The sequence below is a fragment of the Paraburkholderia sp. CNPSo 3274 genome (assembly GCF_024206475.1).
GTDB lineage: Bacteria > Pseudomonadota > Gammaproteobacteria > Burkholderiales > Burkholderiaceae > Paraburkholderia.
This window is the reverse complement of the sequence record NZ_JAMBPR010000048.1, coordinates 12635-28519: the sequence shown is the minus strand read 5'-3', so window position 1 is coordinate 28519 and position 15885 is coordinate 12635. Positions and strand designations below refer to the sequence as shown.

General features: G+C 64.1%; 15 protein-coding genes. 9 read left to right on the top strand and 6 right to left on the bottom strand.

From position 1 onward, the window contains the following. Window positions 1-58: 58 nt before the first annotated feature. Entirely contained in the window at window positions 59-949 is an 891-nt protein-coding gene (locus M3I54_RS28385; protein ID WP_254341986.1) for a LysR substrate-binding domain-containing protein, read from the top strand. 27 nt (window positions 950-976) lie between these two features. Here M3I54_RS28385 and M3I54_RS28380 read toward each other — a convergent pair whose 3' ends face one another. After that, window positions 977-1867, bottom strand: coding sequence for a LysR family transcriptional regulator (locus tag M3I54_RS28380; protein ID WP_309249647.1), 891 nt, complete (start codon window positions 1865-1867; stop codon window positions 977-979). A gap of 122 nt (window positions 1868-1989) precedes the next feature. Between M3I54_RS28380 and M3I54_RS28375 the strand changes: the two genes are divergently transcribed. Beyond that, window positions 1990-2730: an SDR family NAD(P)-dependent oxidoreductase gene (locus tag M3I54_RS28375; protein ID WP_254342015.1), complete on the top strand. Its 741-nt coding sequence runs from the start codon at window positions 1990-1992 to the stop codon at window positions 2728-2730. Window positions 2731-2795: 65 nt separating this feature from the next. Then, the gene (locus M3I54_RS28370; RefSeq protein ID WP_254341984.1) at window positions 2796-3389 is read left to right on the top strand and encodes an NADPH-dependent F420 reductase; all 594 of its coding nucleotides are present in this window, start codon (window positions 2796-2798) and stop codon (window positions 3387-3389) included. Between the two features lie 838 nt (window positions 3390-4227). Here the strand turns inward: M3I54_RS28370 and M3I54_RS28365 are convergent. Beyond that, complete coding sequence (locus tag M3I54_RS28365; RefSeq protein ID WP_254341983.1) at window positions 4228-5487, bottom strand: LysR family transcriptional regulator; 1260 nt, start codon at window positions 5485-5487, stop codon at window positions 4228-4230. Window positions 5488-5527: 40 nt separating this feature from the next. Beyond that, complete coding sequence (locus tag M3I54_RS28360; protein WP_254341982.1) at window positions 5528-6268, bottom strand: GntR family transcriptional regulator; 741 nt, start codon at window positions 6266-6268, stop codon at window positions 5528-5530. Window positions 6269-6641: 373 nt separating this feature from the next. Here M3I54_RS28360 and M3I54_RS28355 point away from each other — a divergent pair, with 373 nt between their 5' ends. The 5 genes from M3I54_RS28355 (at window position 6642) to M3I54_RS28335 (ending at window position 10756) form a co-directional block, all read left to right on the top strand. Next, entirely contained in the window at window positions 6642-7487 is an 846-nt protein-coding gene (locus M3I54_RS28355) for a gallate dioxygenase (RefSeq protein ID WP_254341981.1), read from the top strand. Continuing rightward, window positions 7484-7843 (top strand): protocatechuate 3,4-dioxygenase, encoded by a 360-nt coding sequence (locus tag M3I54_RS28350; RefSeq protein ID WP_254341980.1) that lies wholly within the window; start codon window positions 7484-7486, stop codon window positions 7841-7843. The genes M3I54_RS28355 and M3I54_RS28350 overlap by 4 nt, the downstream gene beginning before the upstream one ends. 193 nt (window positions 7844-8036) lie before the next feature. Further along, window positions 8037-9152, top strand: coding sequence for a porin (locus M3I54_RS28345; RefSeq protein WP_375542221.1), 1116 nt, complete (start codon window positions 8037-8039; stop codon window positions 9150-9152). Window positions 9153-9313: 161 nt separating this feature from the next. Next, window positions 9314-10423: an NAD(P)/FAD-dependent oxidoreductase gene (locus tag M3I54_RS28340; RefSeq protein WP_254341979.1), complete on the top strand. Its 1110-nt coding sequence runs from the start codon at window positions 9314-9316 to the stop codon at window positions 10421-10423. Between the two features lie 39 nt (window positions 10424-10462). Beyond that, window positions 10463-10756, top strand: a complete 294-nt coding sequence (locus tag M3I54_RS28335) for an antibiotic biosynthesis monooxygenase (protein WP_254341978.1) — start codon at window positions 10463-10465, stop codon at window positions 10754-10756. Between the two features lie 24 nt (window positions 10757-10780). Here the strand turns inward: M3I54_RS28335 and M3I54_RS28330 are convergent, their stop codons facing one another. Both M3I54_RS28330 and M3I54_RS28325 read right to left on the bottom strand, forming a co-directional pair. Beyond that, complete coding sequence (locus M3I54_RS28330; RefSeq protein ID WP_254341977.1) at window positions 10781-11926, bottom strand: CmpA/NrtA family ABC transporter substrate-binding protein; 1146 nt, start codon at window positions 11924-11926, stop codon at window positions 10781-10783. Next, window positions 11923-12507, bottom strand: a complete 585-nt coding sequence (locus M3I54_RS28325; protein WP_254341976.1) for an ANTAR domain-containing response regulator — start codon at window positions 12505-12507, stop codon at window positions 11923-11925. Before M3I54_RS28325 ends, M3I54_RS28330 begins: the two co-directional genes overlap by 4 nt. A gap of 408 nt (window positions 12508-12915) precedes the next feature. Here M3I54_RS28325 and M3I54_RS28320 point away from each other — a divergent pair, with 408 nt between their 5' ends. Beyond that, window positions 12916-14682: a SulP family inorganic anion transporter gene (locus M3I54_RS28320; RefSeq protein WP_254341975.1), complete on the top strand. Its 1767-nt coding sequence runs from the start codon at window positions 12916-12918 to the stop codon at window positions 14680-14682. 54 nt (window positions 14683-14736) lie between these two features. Here the strand turns inward: M3I54_RS28320 and M3I54_RS28315 are convergent, their stop codons facing one another. Beyond that, window positions 14737-15756 (bottom strand): alcohol dehydrogenase, encoded by a 1020-nt coding sequence (locus tag M3I54_RS28315; protein WP_254341974.1) that lies wholly within the window; start codon window positions 15754-15756, stop codon window positions 14737-14739. Window positions 15757-15885: the final 129 nt, after the last annotated feature.

Sequence of the window (15885 nt, the reverse complement as noted above, 5' to 3'; positions counted from 1 at the left end):
CGACGCATTATTAAAGGCAATAATTATGATGTGATCCATTACGCGGCATAATGCATCAATGAGCCGAAACCTCGACCTCGATCTGATCCGCACCTTCGTTGCCGTCGCCGATAGCGGCAGCATGACCGTCGCCGCGAATCTGCTGCACATGACGCAAGGCGCCGTGAGCCAGCAGGTGAAGCGCCTCGAAGACGTGCTGGATTGCCTGCTGTTCGTGCGCAAGACGCGCAAGCTGGAGTTGTCGCGCCATGGCGAGCAATTTCTCGTGAAGGCGCGCCAGCTGCTGCGGCTGAACGACGAAATCTGGGCCGACATGACCGGTCGATCACTGCGCGGCAGCCTGCGCATGGGCGTGCCGTACGATCTCGTGACCCCCCTCGCGCCCGCGATGAAGACGTTCGCGGAAGCGCATCCGCAAGTGGAGATTTCGCTTGTGTGTGCGGCGTCGCCGGAGTTAAGCGAAGCGGTGAATAGCGGTCGTGTGGACGTCTCGCTGGTCGAATATGTCGCGAGCGAAGCCGAAGGCGAAGTGGTCCGCATCGAGCCGTTGGTGTGGGTCAAGGGGCGCGGCAGCGATGCCTGGCAGAAGCGGCCGTTGCCGCTGTCGATGGTGGACGAGCGATGTGCCTTCCGCGCGGTCGTGCTCGGCGCGCTCGCGGACGAGGACATTGCGTGGCGCACAGTATTCGAGAGCGGCAACATCGAGGCGACCGCTGCGACGGTGCGTGCGGGCCTCGCGATCACGACCTGGCTCGCCTCCACGGTGCCGGCCGACCTGGAGACGCTCACGCCTCAAGCAACCGGCTTGCCCGCGCTGCCGCCGTTCGCGATCTGCCTGCGATTGCCCGCGACGGTTCAGCCCGCGGCGCAGGAATTCGCACGCCATGTACGCGAATCGATGTCGAACGACGCAGGCACTCGACACGCGCAGCTTGCGAACATTGCGTGACGTATTGCGTTTGAAGCCGTCGCGATTCTACAAGCGCTGCGGCAGCGCAGCCGCAAAAAAATCGGTGATCCGGCGAACGCGCGCAGGCACGAAACGACGCCTCGGCCAGACGATACTGACATCACGGGCGTCTTGAATGAAGTCGTCCAGCACGGTCACGATGTCGGGATGCGTGAGTTCGTCGGTGAGCGAGAGCTTCGAGAAGAGGCCGATTCCCACACCCGCGAGCACGGCCGATCGTATTGTCTCGACGCTATTGGACGACAGGTTGCCTCGCACAGGCACGTTGAACCGGCCTTGCGGCCCGCGAAACGGCCAGTTCGCCGATTCCATCAGACCGCCGTAGACCAGGCAATTGTGATTGGCGAGTTCCGCAGGATCCTTCGGTATGCCGTGTTGCTCGAAATAGCGGCGCGATCCGACGCAGACCAGCGGGGTGCTGGCGATTCGCCTCACGACCGAATCCGGATCGTTGACGGTGCCCACTCGAATCGCGAGATCGATTCGATCCTCCACCATATCGCGTACGAAATCCGACAACACGAGATCGACCCGAAGACCAGGATGGCGCGACAGCAGTTCGGGAATGAGCGGGAGAACGTGCAGACGGCCAAACGTAGAGGCGCAGGCGATCCGGACAAGGCCCGAGACATCCAGCGTGCTGCTGCTCAGTTCGCTGTCGGCTACCTCGAACTCGTCCAGCAACGGCTTGGTCCGCTCGTAGTACTTCTGCCCCTGATCCGTCAGGGTGACGCTGCGTGTGCTTCGGTTCAATAGCAGCACGCCCAGGCGCTTTTCCAGCGCGCCGATCGCCTTGCTGATGGCGGACTGTGAATCGCCGGTTCTACGCGCCGCGGCGGAAAAGCCGCCCGCTTCGACAACGGCGATGAAGGCGTTCAATTCGTGAAACCGATCCATTGCATGTCTCTCGTGAGACCCATTCTCTCGAAGAATAGATCTCATGATAACTCCGCTGATTATCATTCGCGGGGGCGGCAATTACGATGTCAATTCCGTTCACCCGCAGGCAGGAGGTTTCAATGTCCACTCTCTCAGGCAAGATTGCCGTTATTAGCGGCGGAACGACGGGTATCGGCCTGGCGATCGCGCAGCGCTTCGTCGCCGAAGGCGCTCACGTCTTTATCTTCGGCCGTCGGCAAGGTCAGCTTGACGAGGCCGTCAAACTGATCGGACGCAACGTCACCGCTATCCAGGCCGACGCCGCGGATCTCGATGACCTCGACCGCGTCGCTGCGGCAGTCAGGGACGAAAAGCGTGTCGTCGATATCATCGTCTCGAACGCGGGCTTTACCGAGCAGGCTACGATCGAGACCATCACGCCAGCGCATTTCGACAAGGCCTTCAACCTCATGGCGCGCGGCCCCGTATTTCTGGTGCAGAAGCTGCTACCGATGATGACAGCGGGAGGATCGATCGTCCTGGTTTCTTCGGCCATTCACGTGATGGGCATTCCAGGGCACACCGCCTACGCGGCGACCAAGGCCGCGCTGCGTTCCTATGCCCGCACCTGGGCCGCCGAATTCAAGGATCGCGGCATTCGCGTCAACATGCTCAGCCCTGGCGTCACCGACACGCCGATTCTCGACGCCCAGTCGGTGACGCGCGAGGATCTGGTGAGCATGTACCAGAGCATGGTCCCGCTCGGTCGACTCGCCCGGGCCGAGGAGATGGCGAGCGCGGCGCTCTTTCTCGCCTCCGGGCAGAGTTCCTATATGACGGGCGCGGATTTGATGAATGACGGTGGCATCGGCCAGGTCTGAGGCCTGAGGCACACCGTCCGCCAAACTGACTTTTCTCTTATTGAGGATGACTAATGGAGAGTTCAATGAGCTACGCAATCATCGGGCTTGGCAAGATCGGCACGGCCATCGCGCAGGCATTCGCCCATCAGGGCATCAAAGTAGCCGTGGCGGGCAGGCGGCCGGTCGATGCGCTCGCAGCGCAGATTGGGCGGTCGCTCGTTCCGCAGCGGATCGAGGACGCGATCAAGGCTGACGTTGTCATCCTGGCTGTGCCCTTCGGTAATCACGAGGACGTCGCACGGGCCGCCGAAAGCTGGCAGGGGAAGATCGTGATCGACGCAATGAACGCGTACAGCGTCCCTGTGAGGGAGTTGGACGGGTTGCCTTCGAGCGCGGCCGTTGCAAAGGCGTTTCCGGGCGCGAAGCTGGTGAAGGCCTTCAACCACCTCCCCGCAGCCACTCTGGCGCAGGGGCCAACGACGCCGCATGGCGGCCGGCGGGTCGTGTTCGTCTCTAGCGACGACGACGCGGCTAGCGCCTCCGTGTCGGCCCTCGTCGACCGGCTCGGGTTCGCGCCGGTCGAACTCGGGAAGCTCGGCGAGGGCGGCCTCCTCGTTCAGGCACGGGGCGACGAGTGGGCCCGGCTTATTTTCCAGGATCTGGTCAAGTTCGACTGATCGGCCGCGCGCTATCTCGCTTCCAACGATAGCGCTTTCATAACGGGCATAGCGCTGCTTGTGGACGGAGGCTACCTGTTCGCCATGCGGGGCGCGTTACATAGAACATGGACGCCATGGCTCACCGTATCGGTTCCGGCTCTGCCCGAAGCTTGTCCTTTATTGCAGTAAGGCAGTTCGTGAACTGGGTGCGAAGCCCTACAGAGTTGCCGCTCGGTGCGGCAAGGCTGTCAGTTGTCACAACCCATCCGTCAGGCGTACGAGAGACATCGAGTTCGAAGTACTCAGCCGATTCGCTATCCAGGACCACTGACTCACGAAAATTGCCTCTTGCCGAACGAACGACCGCCTCGCAGCCCTGTTGGAGCCGGGCTGGAGCATGAGCGGACAAACCGGGTGAGCCGTCGCGAAAGGGGACTGCGCCGTACATGCGGAACGCCTCGAACTGCGCTGGCATTGCGGCCGTGACGAACTGGATATCCGAGTCTGAAACCGGATTTCCGCATCCCGCCAGCATGCCGACAAAAGCTGCGAGCGTGACGCGAGCGCAATTACCCCAGAAAGTGAGTTCGTGGTTTCCGTCTACCCGTAGTCTCTGCGCAAACGTTAGCGTTTTCATCTCCAACGGGCCAGCCTCGATGTAAGAATCAAGTATTACGGCTTGCGCTTCGCATATATTGATCGAGGTAAACCCTGGCATTGTCCGTGTTGAGTCGACGAGTGGCGCAATCGATGCGCGCATCTGCGCGACCCGAATGACGTCAACGGATCTGGGTTCACGGTGCAAGAACTCGATCTTCGGCAGTTCTTCGGAAGCACTGATTGGGCCGCACCACGCTCAACCTGCGCGCCGTCCCTCCACCACGCGCGTTGCGGGCGCAACATCCATCACTGCGAGCCGGATCGCGTCGATCAGCGCGCGTGCCGCGGGCGAGGGTGAGCCCTGCGCGCGCAGCGTAAGCCCGATATCGCGGCGCGTGTGCTGCAGCGGCACGTCGAGAATCACCAACTGGCCAGACTCGATTTCGTAGTGCAGCTGCTGCGCCGAGAGCGCAGTGATCATGTCCGTGCCGAGCAGCAGCCCGCGAATCACGGCGAGATCGGCGGTCTCGACTGTGGGCAGGGGCGGCTTGAGCTTCACGCGGCGGAACTGCGCTTCGAGCAGTCCGCGCGAGGGCGAATGCGTGCGCGAAAGAATCCACTGTGCGTCACGCAGATCGTTCAGCGCGAGGCCGTGCTTTTTCGCGAGCGGATGGTCACGCCGCGCGAGCACGACCATGTCCTCCGACATCAATCGTTCGTTGCCAAGGCCGCTTGCCGCGTCGTTCTCGCGCAGCGCGCCGAGCACGAAGTCCACGTCGCCTGCGCGCAGGCCTGCCACGAGCAGTTCATAAGCGCTTTCGTCGGTCACCACGCGCACGCCCGGATGCTGCGCGGAAAGGCGCGCGATGGCGGCCGGCAGAATCAGCGTGCGGCCCAAAGGCAGCGCGCCCACCGTCACCGCGCCCTGGATATTGCCGTGCAGCGCCGCGATATCGTCGGGCACGTGGCGCAGTTCGTTGAGCGCGCGCCGCACGTGCAACAGGAAGGTCTCGCCCTCGGCCGTGAGCAGCACGCCGCGCGGCCCTCGATGGAAGAGCGTGACGCCCGAGCCGCTTTCGAGCACGCGCATGGCGCTGCTCACAGCGGGCTGGCTGATGCCGAATGCATTGGCCGTGCTCGGCATATGGCGGTGCCGCGCCAGGGCGACGAATAGCTGCAGCCGCCGCGTGTTGAGCAGATACGCGGGCAGTGTGCCTTCGCTCAACGCGCGCCGGCGCGCCTGGCGCGCGGCGCACCACTGCGCGAGTTCTTCCAGTTCGCAAAAAATGCGCGCGCAGCGCTCGAGCACTACGCGGCCCACGGCCGTGGGCAGCATGCCCGAAGGCTTGCGCTCGAAGAGCGGCGCGCCCAGCGCCGTCTCCAGTTCCTGCACCGAACGCGTGACGGCCGATTGCGCGCGATAGAGGGCCGAAGCGGCACGCGTCGCGCTGCCCGTGTCGGCAACGAGGCGAAAAGCGCGCAGATGCGCAAGGTTCAGGAGTTCTGGCTGGCTCACGGCTCGATCATGTCGTTTTGGGTGGGATACGTACCGTGTCTCATGCGGCAGCCGTGGCAATCGTGGCAACTGCGGCGGCGGCGTCGCCGACCGCGCTCAGATGCAGCCGGTCGACCGAGAGATTGAGGCTCTCCTTCGAAATATGCGTGTGCTCTTTCATCAGCGCCTCGACGCGTGCGCCTTCGCCGTTCACGAGCGCGCCGACAATGGCGTGATGCTGGCGGTGTGCATACGAGAGCATCATGAACTGGCGCTGCTGAGCCGCCTTGTCGAACACCACCGTGCCCGGCGAGACAAATGGAATCTTGTCGTTGAGCCCGAGCGCTGCGCTCACCGCGAGATTGTGCGCCGCTTCCACAATCAGTGCGTGGAAGCGGCCGTTCATCGCGGCGTAGCGCGTTTCCGCTTCGCTATCGAGCACGCCGGCCGCGAAAATCGCGTCGCCTTCGCGCAGGCAGTCTTCGAGCGCGCGCGCGAGCGCCGCGTCCACGCCGCGCTCGGCGACCGTTCGTGCGGCGAGCCCTTCGAGCACGCCGCGCACGTCGATGGCGTTGAGCACGTCGGTCACCGAAAAGCGCCGCACGGTATAGCCGCGCGCGCCGGAGCGCTCGACGAGGCCTTCGGTGGCGAGCACACTCAGCGCATAGCGCAGCGGCGTGCGCGAAATGCCGAGTCGCTCGGCGAGCTGGGCCTCGACGAGCCGCTCGCCGGGTTCGAGTTCGCCGGAGAGGATGCGCGTGCGCAGCGCCTGCACGATGGTTTGCTGGGTCGTCCCGTTCATGTCATGCGTGAATCGCAACTGGCGAGGCGCGCGGCGGATGGCGCGCGCGGCCCTTGCGAGTTCGTTCTTTTGATATCTGTTTCGTTTATGAGGGGGTTGCCGGGGCGGATCTGCCGCACTTCCTGCAACGGTGTTTCAGGATACCAAAAACCGTTGCGGCGCGCGGGTTTGCGCGATCGACCGAGTGTGCGAAAGCGCTCAGAAGCCCTGAATTTATGAGGGAAATGGAAAAAATCGTGGTTAACCCTTGCTTACGGTTTGGGCGGCGTTTTTGTAATTTCGTATCCCAATTGATGGACCGAAGGCATCTGCCGACGTATCCGGTCCAGCGCGGCACGAGTGCGCCGCATGAACAGCAGCAGAGGGCAAGATCATGGCAAGAATAGTGGGCGGCATCGGCACATCGCACGTGCCGACAATCGGCATGGCATACGACAAGGGCAAGCAGAACGAACCCGCGTGGGCGCCGCTCTTCCAGGGGTACGAACCGGTGGCGCGGTGGCTTGCCGAGCGCAAGCCGGACGCGCTGGTGATGTTCTACAACGACCACGCCAACAGCTTCTTCTTCGACTGCTACCCGACGTTCGCGCTGGGCGTTTCCGCCAATCACGAGTTCGCCGACGAAGGCGCGGGCAAGCGGGCGCTGCCGGACATCGCGGGCCACCCCGATCTCGCGATCCATATTGCCGAGCAACTCGTAAACGACGAGTTCGATCTCACGATCTTCCAGGACAAACCGCTCGACCACGGCTGCAACTCGCCGCTTTCGCTCATGCTGCCGCACGAAGGCGGTTGGCCCGCGGCGCTGGTGCCGATCCAGGTGAACGTGCTCCAGTATCCGCTGCCCACGGCTAACCGCTGCTACCGGATCGGCCAGGCGCTGCGCCGTGCGATCGAATCGTTCGAGCAAGATCTCGATGTGGTGGTGGTCGGCACGGGCGGGCTTTCGCACCAGGTGCACGGCGAGCGCAGCGGCTACAACAACACCGAATGGGACATGGAGTTCCTCGACCTGATCGTGAACGATCCGGAACGCCTGGCACGCATGAAGCACGTGGACTACGTGCGCCTTGGCGGCGCGGAAAGCGTGGAGACGATCATGTGGCTCGCCATGCGCGGGGCGCTGGGCGGCAAGATCCGCGAAGTCCATCGCAATTACTATCTCGCGACCAGCACGGCGATGGCGGTCACGGTGTACGAAGAAGAGGGCCAGCAATGAATCCGCAACTGGTTGGCATCGAGGAACTGACGGGCACCTACCCCTTCGACATTCGCCAGAGCATGAAGGCCATGCGCCTGAATCGTTTCTTCTGGGAAATGCGCCTGCAACAAGCGCGCGAACTGTGGCTGAGTGACCGCAAGGCCGCCTACGACGCAGCCGCGCTCACCATCGAGGAGCGCGCGCTCGTCGACGCAACGGACTGGCTCGGCCTCATTCAATACGGCGTGTGCTTCTTCGTGCTCGAGAAGTTCGCGCGCGTAGTGAAGATCACGAATCTCGGCATGTACGCGAGCATGCGTGGCGAAACCCTCGAAGCGTTCCTGAAGACGCGCAAGGTGCCCGACGCGGTCTGAGCGTTTGCGTGGACGCTTGATTTCCTGAATCGCTTTTGCGTTCGAGCGGGCGCTTCGCCCACTCGAGCGTGTTTGACCCGCGTGGCCCCACATGCCGCGCGCTTGCTTGCGGCTCGCCGGATCTCGGGGCGGCGAGAGCGCTAACCTTCGATGCTCGAATAAACAGGTTTGTTCAAAACAGGAGACTTGGAGAATGCAGAATCATAAGCAGTACAAAAAGATTGCATTGGCGATTACGGGGGCCATCGGCGCGATGGCATGCGCTGCGCCGGCGTTCGCGCAAAGCAGTGTCACGCTCTACGGCATGATGGACACGGGCATTACCTACGTGAGCAACCAGGGCGGCAAGCACAACGTCAAGATGGACGACGGCGTGAATGGCCCGAACCTCTGGGGCATGATCGGTACGGAAGACCTGGGCGGCGGCACGAAGGCCTTTTTCCAGCTCGTCAACCAGTTCCAGGTGGACAACGGCGCGTTCATGCCGAACAAGAGCCTCTTCAGCCGTACATCGATCCTGGGTCTGAGCAACGACAAGCTGGGTAAGCTCACGCTCGGCAATCAGTATGACTTCATGACGGACTCGCTGTATTTCGCCGGCGACGATCCGGCGGAGCTCTCGGGCCACTTCTACGATTTCCGCGCGGGTCCGTTCCAGAAGCTCGCGCTGCCGAACAACCCGACCGGTGCGTTCGACTGGGACCGCATGGCTGGCGAGACCGTCAACAACTCCGTGAAGTATCTGTCGCCAACGTTCGGCGGTTTCAGCGCGGGCGCGATGTACAGCTTCGGTGGCGTGGCCGGTTCGATCGGCACGGGCAACGGCACGAGCTTCGCACTGAACTACTCGGCGCATGATTTCGGCGTGAACGCGGCCTATACGAACCTCAAGACTGTCGTGACGGGCGAAGGCGACGTGAGCGTGCGTAACTGGGGCATCGGCGCCCACTACCGTCTCGGCGGCTGGATCACGAACGCCCTCTTTACCACGGTGCATAACTCGGCCAACGGCGGCTCGGTGTATCAGGGCTCGGTGGGCGCGCACTACTACTTCACGCCTGCACTCAGCGCTGGCGCGTCGTACATGTACATGAAGGGCAACGAAGTGGTCGACAACAATCACGCGCACCAGGTCGCGGCGATCGTCGATTACGCGCTTTCCAAGCGCACCAGCGTCTACGTGCTGGGCGTGTACCAGCGCGCCAGTTCGGGCGGTCTTGCGCAGATCAATGGTATGAACTCCTCGGATGGCGCTTCGAGCGGTCAGAGCCAGGCGGTTGCGCGTGTGGGCCTGCATACGCACTTCTAATGCACCTCTAGCTTGATCATCTCCGGCAGTTGTTTGACGCCGCCCGATCGACTGATCGGGCGGCGTTTTTTTCATGGTGTGCGTCCTTTCACGAAAGGCGAGCGAATTGGGCAAAATAGCGTGAGTCGAAACAGCACTCGCGTGACGAGAAAGGAAGTTTCATGACGGATACGGTGGATTGCGTCGTGATCGGCGCGGGCGTGGTCGGTCTCGCGATTGCGCGCGCGTGCGCGCAGCAGGGCTGGGAAACCGTCGTCGTCGAGGCTCAGAACGCCATCGGCACGGGCACCAGCTCGCGCAACAGCGAAGTGATACATGCGGGCATTTATTACCCGCAAGGCTCGCTCAAGGCGCGGTTGTGTGTGCACGGCAAGCACAAGCTCTACGCATATTGCGAAGAGAAGGGCGTGGAGTACAGCCGTTGCGGCAAGTTCATCGTCGCGACGCACGAAGGACAACTCGACGCGTTGCGCGCGATTCGCGCGGCGGCAGCCGCCAATGGCGTGGACGACCTGCGCTGGCTCGACCGCAGCGAGGCGCGTGCACGGGAACCCGCGCTCGATTGCGTGGCGGCGCTCGAATCACCCTCCACGGGCATTGTCGACAGCCACGGTTTGATGCTCGCGCTGCAGGGCGACTTCGAAGCGGCGGCCGGCATGCTCGCGTTTTGCTCGCCGGTCACAGGCGGCCTGGTGCGGCCGGGCCAGCCGATGCTCCTCAAGGTGGGCGGCGACGAGCCGATGGAATTGCTCGCCACGCGCGTGGTGAACAGCGCGGGCCTTTACGCGCAGCAGGTAGCGGCTTGCATCGAAGGCCTGCCGGCGCAATCGATCCCGCCGGGGCGCTACGCGAAGGGCAACTACTACTCGCTTACGGGCGCGGCGCCGTTTTCGCGGCTCATCTATCCGGTGCCGGAGGAAGGGGGCCTGGGCGTCCATCTGACGATCGACCTTGGCCGCCAGGCGCGCTTCGGTCCCGACGTGGAGTGGATCCACACGATCGACTACACCGTCGATCCGGGCCGCGCGGCGAAATTCTACGAGGCGATTCGCACATACTGGCCCGCGCTGCCTGACGACGCGCTGCAACCGGGTTATGCTGGCATTCGCCCGAAACTGGCCGAGGGCAAGCACGGCGGCGACTTCGTGATCCAGGACGCGCGCGAGCACGGTGTGAGCGGGCTCGTGAACCTCTACGGCATCGAGTCGCCGGGGCTGACGGCATCGCTCGCGATCGCGGACGAAGTGATCGCACGCCTGAACACACACTGACTGCAGTAGCGAATCAACGCAATTCACAAGGAGAACAGGATGGTCTACGAGATGGCGCATATCACGGTGAGCGCAGGCAAGAACGCCGAATTCGAGGCAAGCGTGGCGCAGGCGCTGCCGCTCTTTCACCGCGCGCGCGGCTGCCGCAGCGTGGAATTGCAGCGCGGCGTGGAAGAGCCGAACCAGTATGTGCTCGTCGTGCAGTGGGATACCGTCGAGGATCACATGGTGCACTTTCGCGAGTCGGATGACTTTCAGGAATGGCGGCGCCTCGTCGGCCCGTACTTCGAGAAGCCGCCTGTCGTGGGGCATACGCAGGTCGTCGTGAAGTAAAAGGCTGAGCGCGGCCAGCCGCGCTTACGCCTTGATACCGAACCCCTCCACATACCCCACCGCGTCTTCTCCGTCCCAAACGCGTCCATCGACGAACGGCGCGGTGGCCGTCTCACCCGGCAGCGCAATTCCCATAGCCTCCGCCGCTTGCCCATACAGCGCCGTCTGGTTCAAGCCGCCCGCGATCTCGCGATAGTCGCTTCGGCGTGCGAGCATGCCCCATCGTTCGAACTGCGTAAGAAACCACACGCCCTCGGATTCGTGCGGATAGTTCACGCGACCTTCCTCGAAGAACTTCATGCCCGGCGCGCGTGATGCCGTGTCCGCTTCGAGCCGCGCCGCGATCAGCGCGGCGTCCACACCCAGCATCTCCGGGCGCGCGAGCCACTGCGCAATCTCTCGCCGATTGCCTTCGCCGTCCAGCCAGCGGCACGCTTCGAGCATCGTCTGCACGAGCGCGCGCGCGGTGTTCGGATGGCGCGCCACGAAATCGTGCCGGCAGGCGAGCACCTTCTCGGGATGATCCGGCCAGATCGCCCCGCTCGCGATGATCGTGCGTCCCACGCCGCGCTGCTGCGCGAGCCCTGGCCACGGCTCGCCCACGCACAGGCCGTCGAGGCGATCTTCTGCGAGCGCGGCCACCATCTGCGGCGGCGGTATCACCACGCTCTCGATGTCGCGCAGCGGATGTACGCCTTGCGAAGCGAGCCAGTAGTACAGCCACATCGCGTGCGTGCCCGTGGGAAAGGTCTGCGCGAACACGGGCTTGCGCGCAAGCGTCGCGAGCGCGCGCGGCAGCGACCCGTGTTCGGCGAGCGCATCCGCGAGACGGTTCGAAAGCGAGATTGCCTGGCCGTTGCGGTTGAGCACCATGAGCACGGCCATGTCGGTCTGCGGGCCGCCCAGGCCGAGCTGCACGCCATACACCAGCCCGTAAAGCGAATGCGCGGCGTCGAGTTCGCCGGAGAGCAGCTTGTCGCGCAGCGCGGCCCACGAGGGCTGGCGCGAGAGTTCGAGCGTGAGGCCGTGCGCGTGGCCGAACTCCAGCAGCTTCGCAGCGACGAGCGGCGCGGCGTCGGCGAGCGGCACGAAGCCGATCTTCAGATGGGTTTTCTCGGGCGCGGCGAGGGTGGTGGTGGCGTTCATGGGCGGCGCATCGTTCCTGCTCATTCGTGTCGTTCCTGCGCTTGCGCGAGCGCGACGATCTGGCGGGCGACCTCGGCGAGCTTCACGCTCTGGTTCATCGCGCGCTTGCGCAGTGCCGCGTAGGCGGCGGGTTCGGTCAGCTTCTGTTGCTCCATCAGAACGCGCTTCGCGCGGTCGATCAGCTTGCGCTCTGCGAGTTCGTTCTCGGCCTGCGTAAGACGCTCGCGCAACTGCGCTTCCTGTGCAAAGCGCGCGAGCGCGACTTCGAGGATCGGCGCAAGGCGCTCGCTTGCGAGCCCTTCCACGAGATAGGCGGTCACACCCGCGTTCACGGCCGAGCGGATGAGCTGCTGGTTGGCGTCGTGGCTGAACATCAGCACCGGGCGCGGCGCGGTGGCGTTCATCACCGCGAGCTGTTCGAGCGTGTCGCGCGAGGGCGACTCGGTGTCGATGATGATGACGTCGGGCCGCTCGCGCTCGACGACGCGATGCAGCGCCTGCGGCGTCGCGGGCTCGGCGAGCATGTCATAGCCGAGCTTGGCGAGCGCGTCGCGCAGGTCGCCAATAGGTTTGTCGGTATCGGTTACGAGCAATACGCGCAGCATGGGGATTCGGTGGTCGTCGGCATGATGTCTTCGACGGTTAATCGGTGCATTGCGCGCCATCGCTGGGCACGCATGAGTGTTCAGCAAGGTGCGTGCCAGTTTGTCCGTTGGCCGCAAAGCCGTGCCGGATGGGGTTTGGGGCGCGCCGTGCAGAAACGCGGCGCACAACGCATTGTGCACCGCAGCAGTGCGGGGGGCGACACGGCGCACTCAGTTGGCGCAGCGGTTGGGGGCGATGCCCGAAAAAGTGCGGGAGGCCGGCCCGAATCTGCGCTCTGCATTCCAACGTCAAGACAGTCGAGCGCGCCTTTTGTGACACGCATGTTTCAACTATTCTTTTTAGCGCACACCGCCGGCTCCGCGATTCCCAGCGCCAGCATTCTCACGACAATTAACCGGCCAATGGAAATGGAAAGACCTGCCTCCCCCCACGCACAGCCCGCCAGTGCAACCGCAAGCCGGCGTTGGCTGCGCTGGCTGCCTGGGGTCACGTTGTTCAAGACTTATCAAAGCGCCTGGTTGCTCAACGATCTCGCTGCGGGACTGGTGCTGACCACCATGCTCGTGCCGGTCGGCATTGCCTACGCGGCGGCGTCCGGCGTGCCCGGTGTCTATGGTCTGTATGCCACGATCATTCCGCTGCTGGCCTACGCCATTTTCGGGCCCAGCCGCATTCTCGTGCTTGGCCCCGACTCCGCGCTTGCCGCGCCCATACTCGCCGTGGTGGTGGAGGTAGCGGGCGGCGACCCCGTACGCGCCATCGGCGTGGCGAGCATGATGGCGATCGTTTCCGGTCTCGTCTGCGTCGTCATGGGGCTGTTGCGCCTCGGCTTCATCACGGAGCTTCTGTCCAAGCCCATTCGATACGGCTACATGAACGGCATTGCGCTAGCCGTGCTCGTTAGCCAGTTGCCGAAGCTCTTCGCCATCTCCATCGACGAGCAGGGCCCGATGAGAGACCTGCTTAGCCTCGTTCAGGCTGTCGCGCACGGCCAGGCCAACTGGTACAGCTTTGCCGTGGGCGCAGGAAGCCTCGCACTGATCCTGGTGCTCAAGCGCTTCGATAAAGTGCCCGGCATCCTGATCGCCGTGATCGTGGCCACGGTCTCGGTCAGTCTCTTCCATCTCGACAGCATGGGCGTGAAAGTGCTGGGCACGATTCCCCAGGGGTTGCCTGGCCTTTCGCTGCCGTGGGTCGCCAACGCGGACCTGGTCAAGATCGTCCTCGGCGGTGCGGCCGTCGCGTTGATCGCCTTCGCCGATACGAGCGTGCTCTCGCGCACCTATGCGGCGCGCTTTCATGCGCGCGTCGACCCGAACCAGGAGATGGTGGGCCTCGGCGTGGCGAACTTCGCGGCCGGCTTGTTCCAGGGCTTTCCGATCAGCAGCAGCGCCTCGCGCACGCCGGTTGCCGAAGCCGCGGGCGCCCGCACGCAGCTAACCGGCGTAGTGGGTGCGCTCGCCGTGGCGGCGCTGCTCATGGTCGCGCCCAATTTGTTGCGCTATTTGCCCAATAGCGCACTCGCCGCCGTGGTGATCGCCGCCGCGCTCGGACTGTTCGAAATCGCGGATCTCAAACGCATCTACCGTATTCAGCAGTGGGAGTTCTGGCTTTCGATCGGTTGCTTCGCGGCAGTCGCGGTCTTCGGGGCGATTCCCGGCATCGGCCTCGCCGTCTTGATCGCCGTGATCGAATTCCTCTGGGACGGCTGGCGGCCCCATTTCGCGGTGCTCGGCCGCGTGGAAGGGTCGCGCGGCTATCACGACATCGAGCGCTATCCCGCAGCCGTGCGCACGCCGGGACTCGTGCTGTTTCGCTGGGACGCGCCGTTGTTCTTCGCGAATGCCGAACTGTTTCAGCAGCGCCTGATGGAGGCGGTGGAAGCGTCGCCCACGACGGTACGCCGGGTCGTTGTGGCGGCGGAGCCCGTGACGAGTGTGGACGTCACGTCCGCCGACATGCTGCGCGAACTGACCCACGCGTTGCGCGAGCGCGGCATCGCGCTGCATTTCGCGGAGATGAAGGACCCGGTGCGCGACAAGCTCAAGCGCTTCGATTTGCTCGATGATATCGGCGCCGACCGCTTCGATCCGACCGTAAGCAGTGCTGTCGATCGCTATGTCGACGAGACCGGCCTCGCGAAGGACGAAGCCGGGCCGCAGGCGGGACAGTAGCGCCAAGCCGATGCGGTGCCGCCCTCGCAGCACCGCACTTCGCCTCGATGCCCGTCAGGCGCCAGGCTTGAGCACGACGCGAAAGCGCGCTTTGCCGCTCATCATCCGCTCATAGGCTTCAGCCGCGCGCGACAGCGGATATTCCTCGATCATCGGCTTCACGCCCGAGAGCGCGCTGAATGCCAGGGTCTCCTGAGAATCCGCGGCGGTGCCCGAGGGCCAGCCCTGCAACGAGTGGCGGCCCATGATGAACTGCGTGATCGGCACTTCCACGGGCTCCTGCGACACGCCGATCATGATCAGCTTGCCGTTCAGCCCAAGGCCGCCCAGCGCAGCGCTCATGGCTTTTCCGCTCGTGGCCGTGGCGAGGATCACGCGCGCGCCGCCCAGCGCGAGCAAGGCTTGCGCAACGTCCTGCGAGGCGCTGTCGATGTAGTGATGCGCGCCGAGCTGCTTCGCGAGCGGCGCCTTGTCCTGCCCGCGCGCGATGGCCACGGTGACGAAGCCCATTTTGCGGGCGTACTGCACGCCTAGATGGCCGAGACCGCCAATGCCGAGAATCGCCACGACATCGCCCGCGTGTGCGCCGCTGTGGCGCAGCGCGTTGAAGGTCGTGATGCCGGCGCACAGGAGCGGCGCGGCGTCGACGTCGGAGAGGTCGTCGGGCATGCGCGCGAGCGCTTCCTGCGGCGCCACCATGTAATCGGCATAGCCGCCGTCGTAGCTGATGCCGGGAATCTGGCCGTTCTTGCAGAGCACGAAGTCGCCATGGCGGCAGTGTTCGCAATGGCCGCAGTGGCCGCCGTGCCAGCCCACGCCGATGCGCTGCCCGACCTTCCATTCGTCGACGCGCGCGCCAAGCTTTTCGATCACGCCTGCGATCTCGTGGCCGGGGACGCGAGGAAACTGCAGGCCGGGCCACTGGCCTTCTTTCGTGAGCGAATCGCTATGGCAGATTCCGCAGGCCTGCACCTTGACGAGGACGTGTCCCTCGGGCGGCTCGGGAATATCGCGCTCGACCAGTTCGAGAGGGGCGCCCGGTTTTGCTACCTGCACTACGTGCATCTTTGGCATCGTCTGCTCCTGGGAAAGTGAGGTTTGCGCCGGTGATGTCGTGGCGACGTGTGGCGACTGCGACATTGTAGGACGATGGTGCGGGGGCTTCGTGCTGTGCGGCGTGGGGGGCTTTGGCGGGGGGATGTT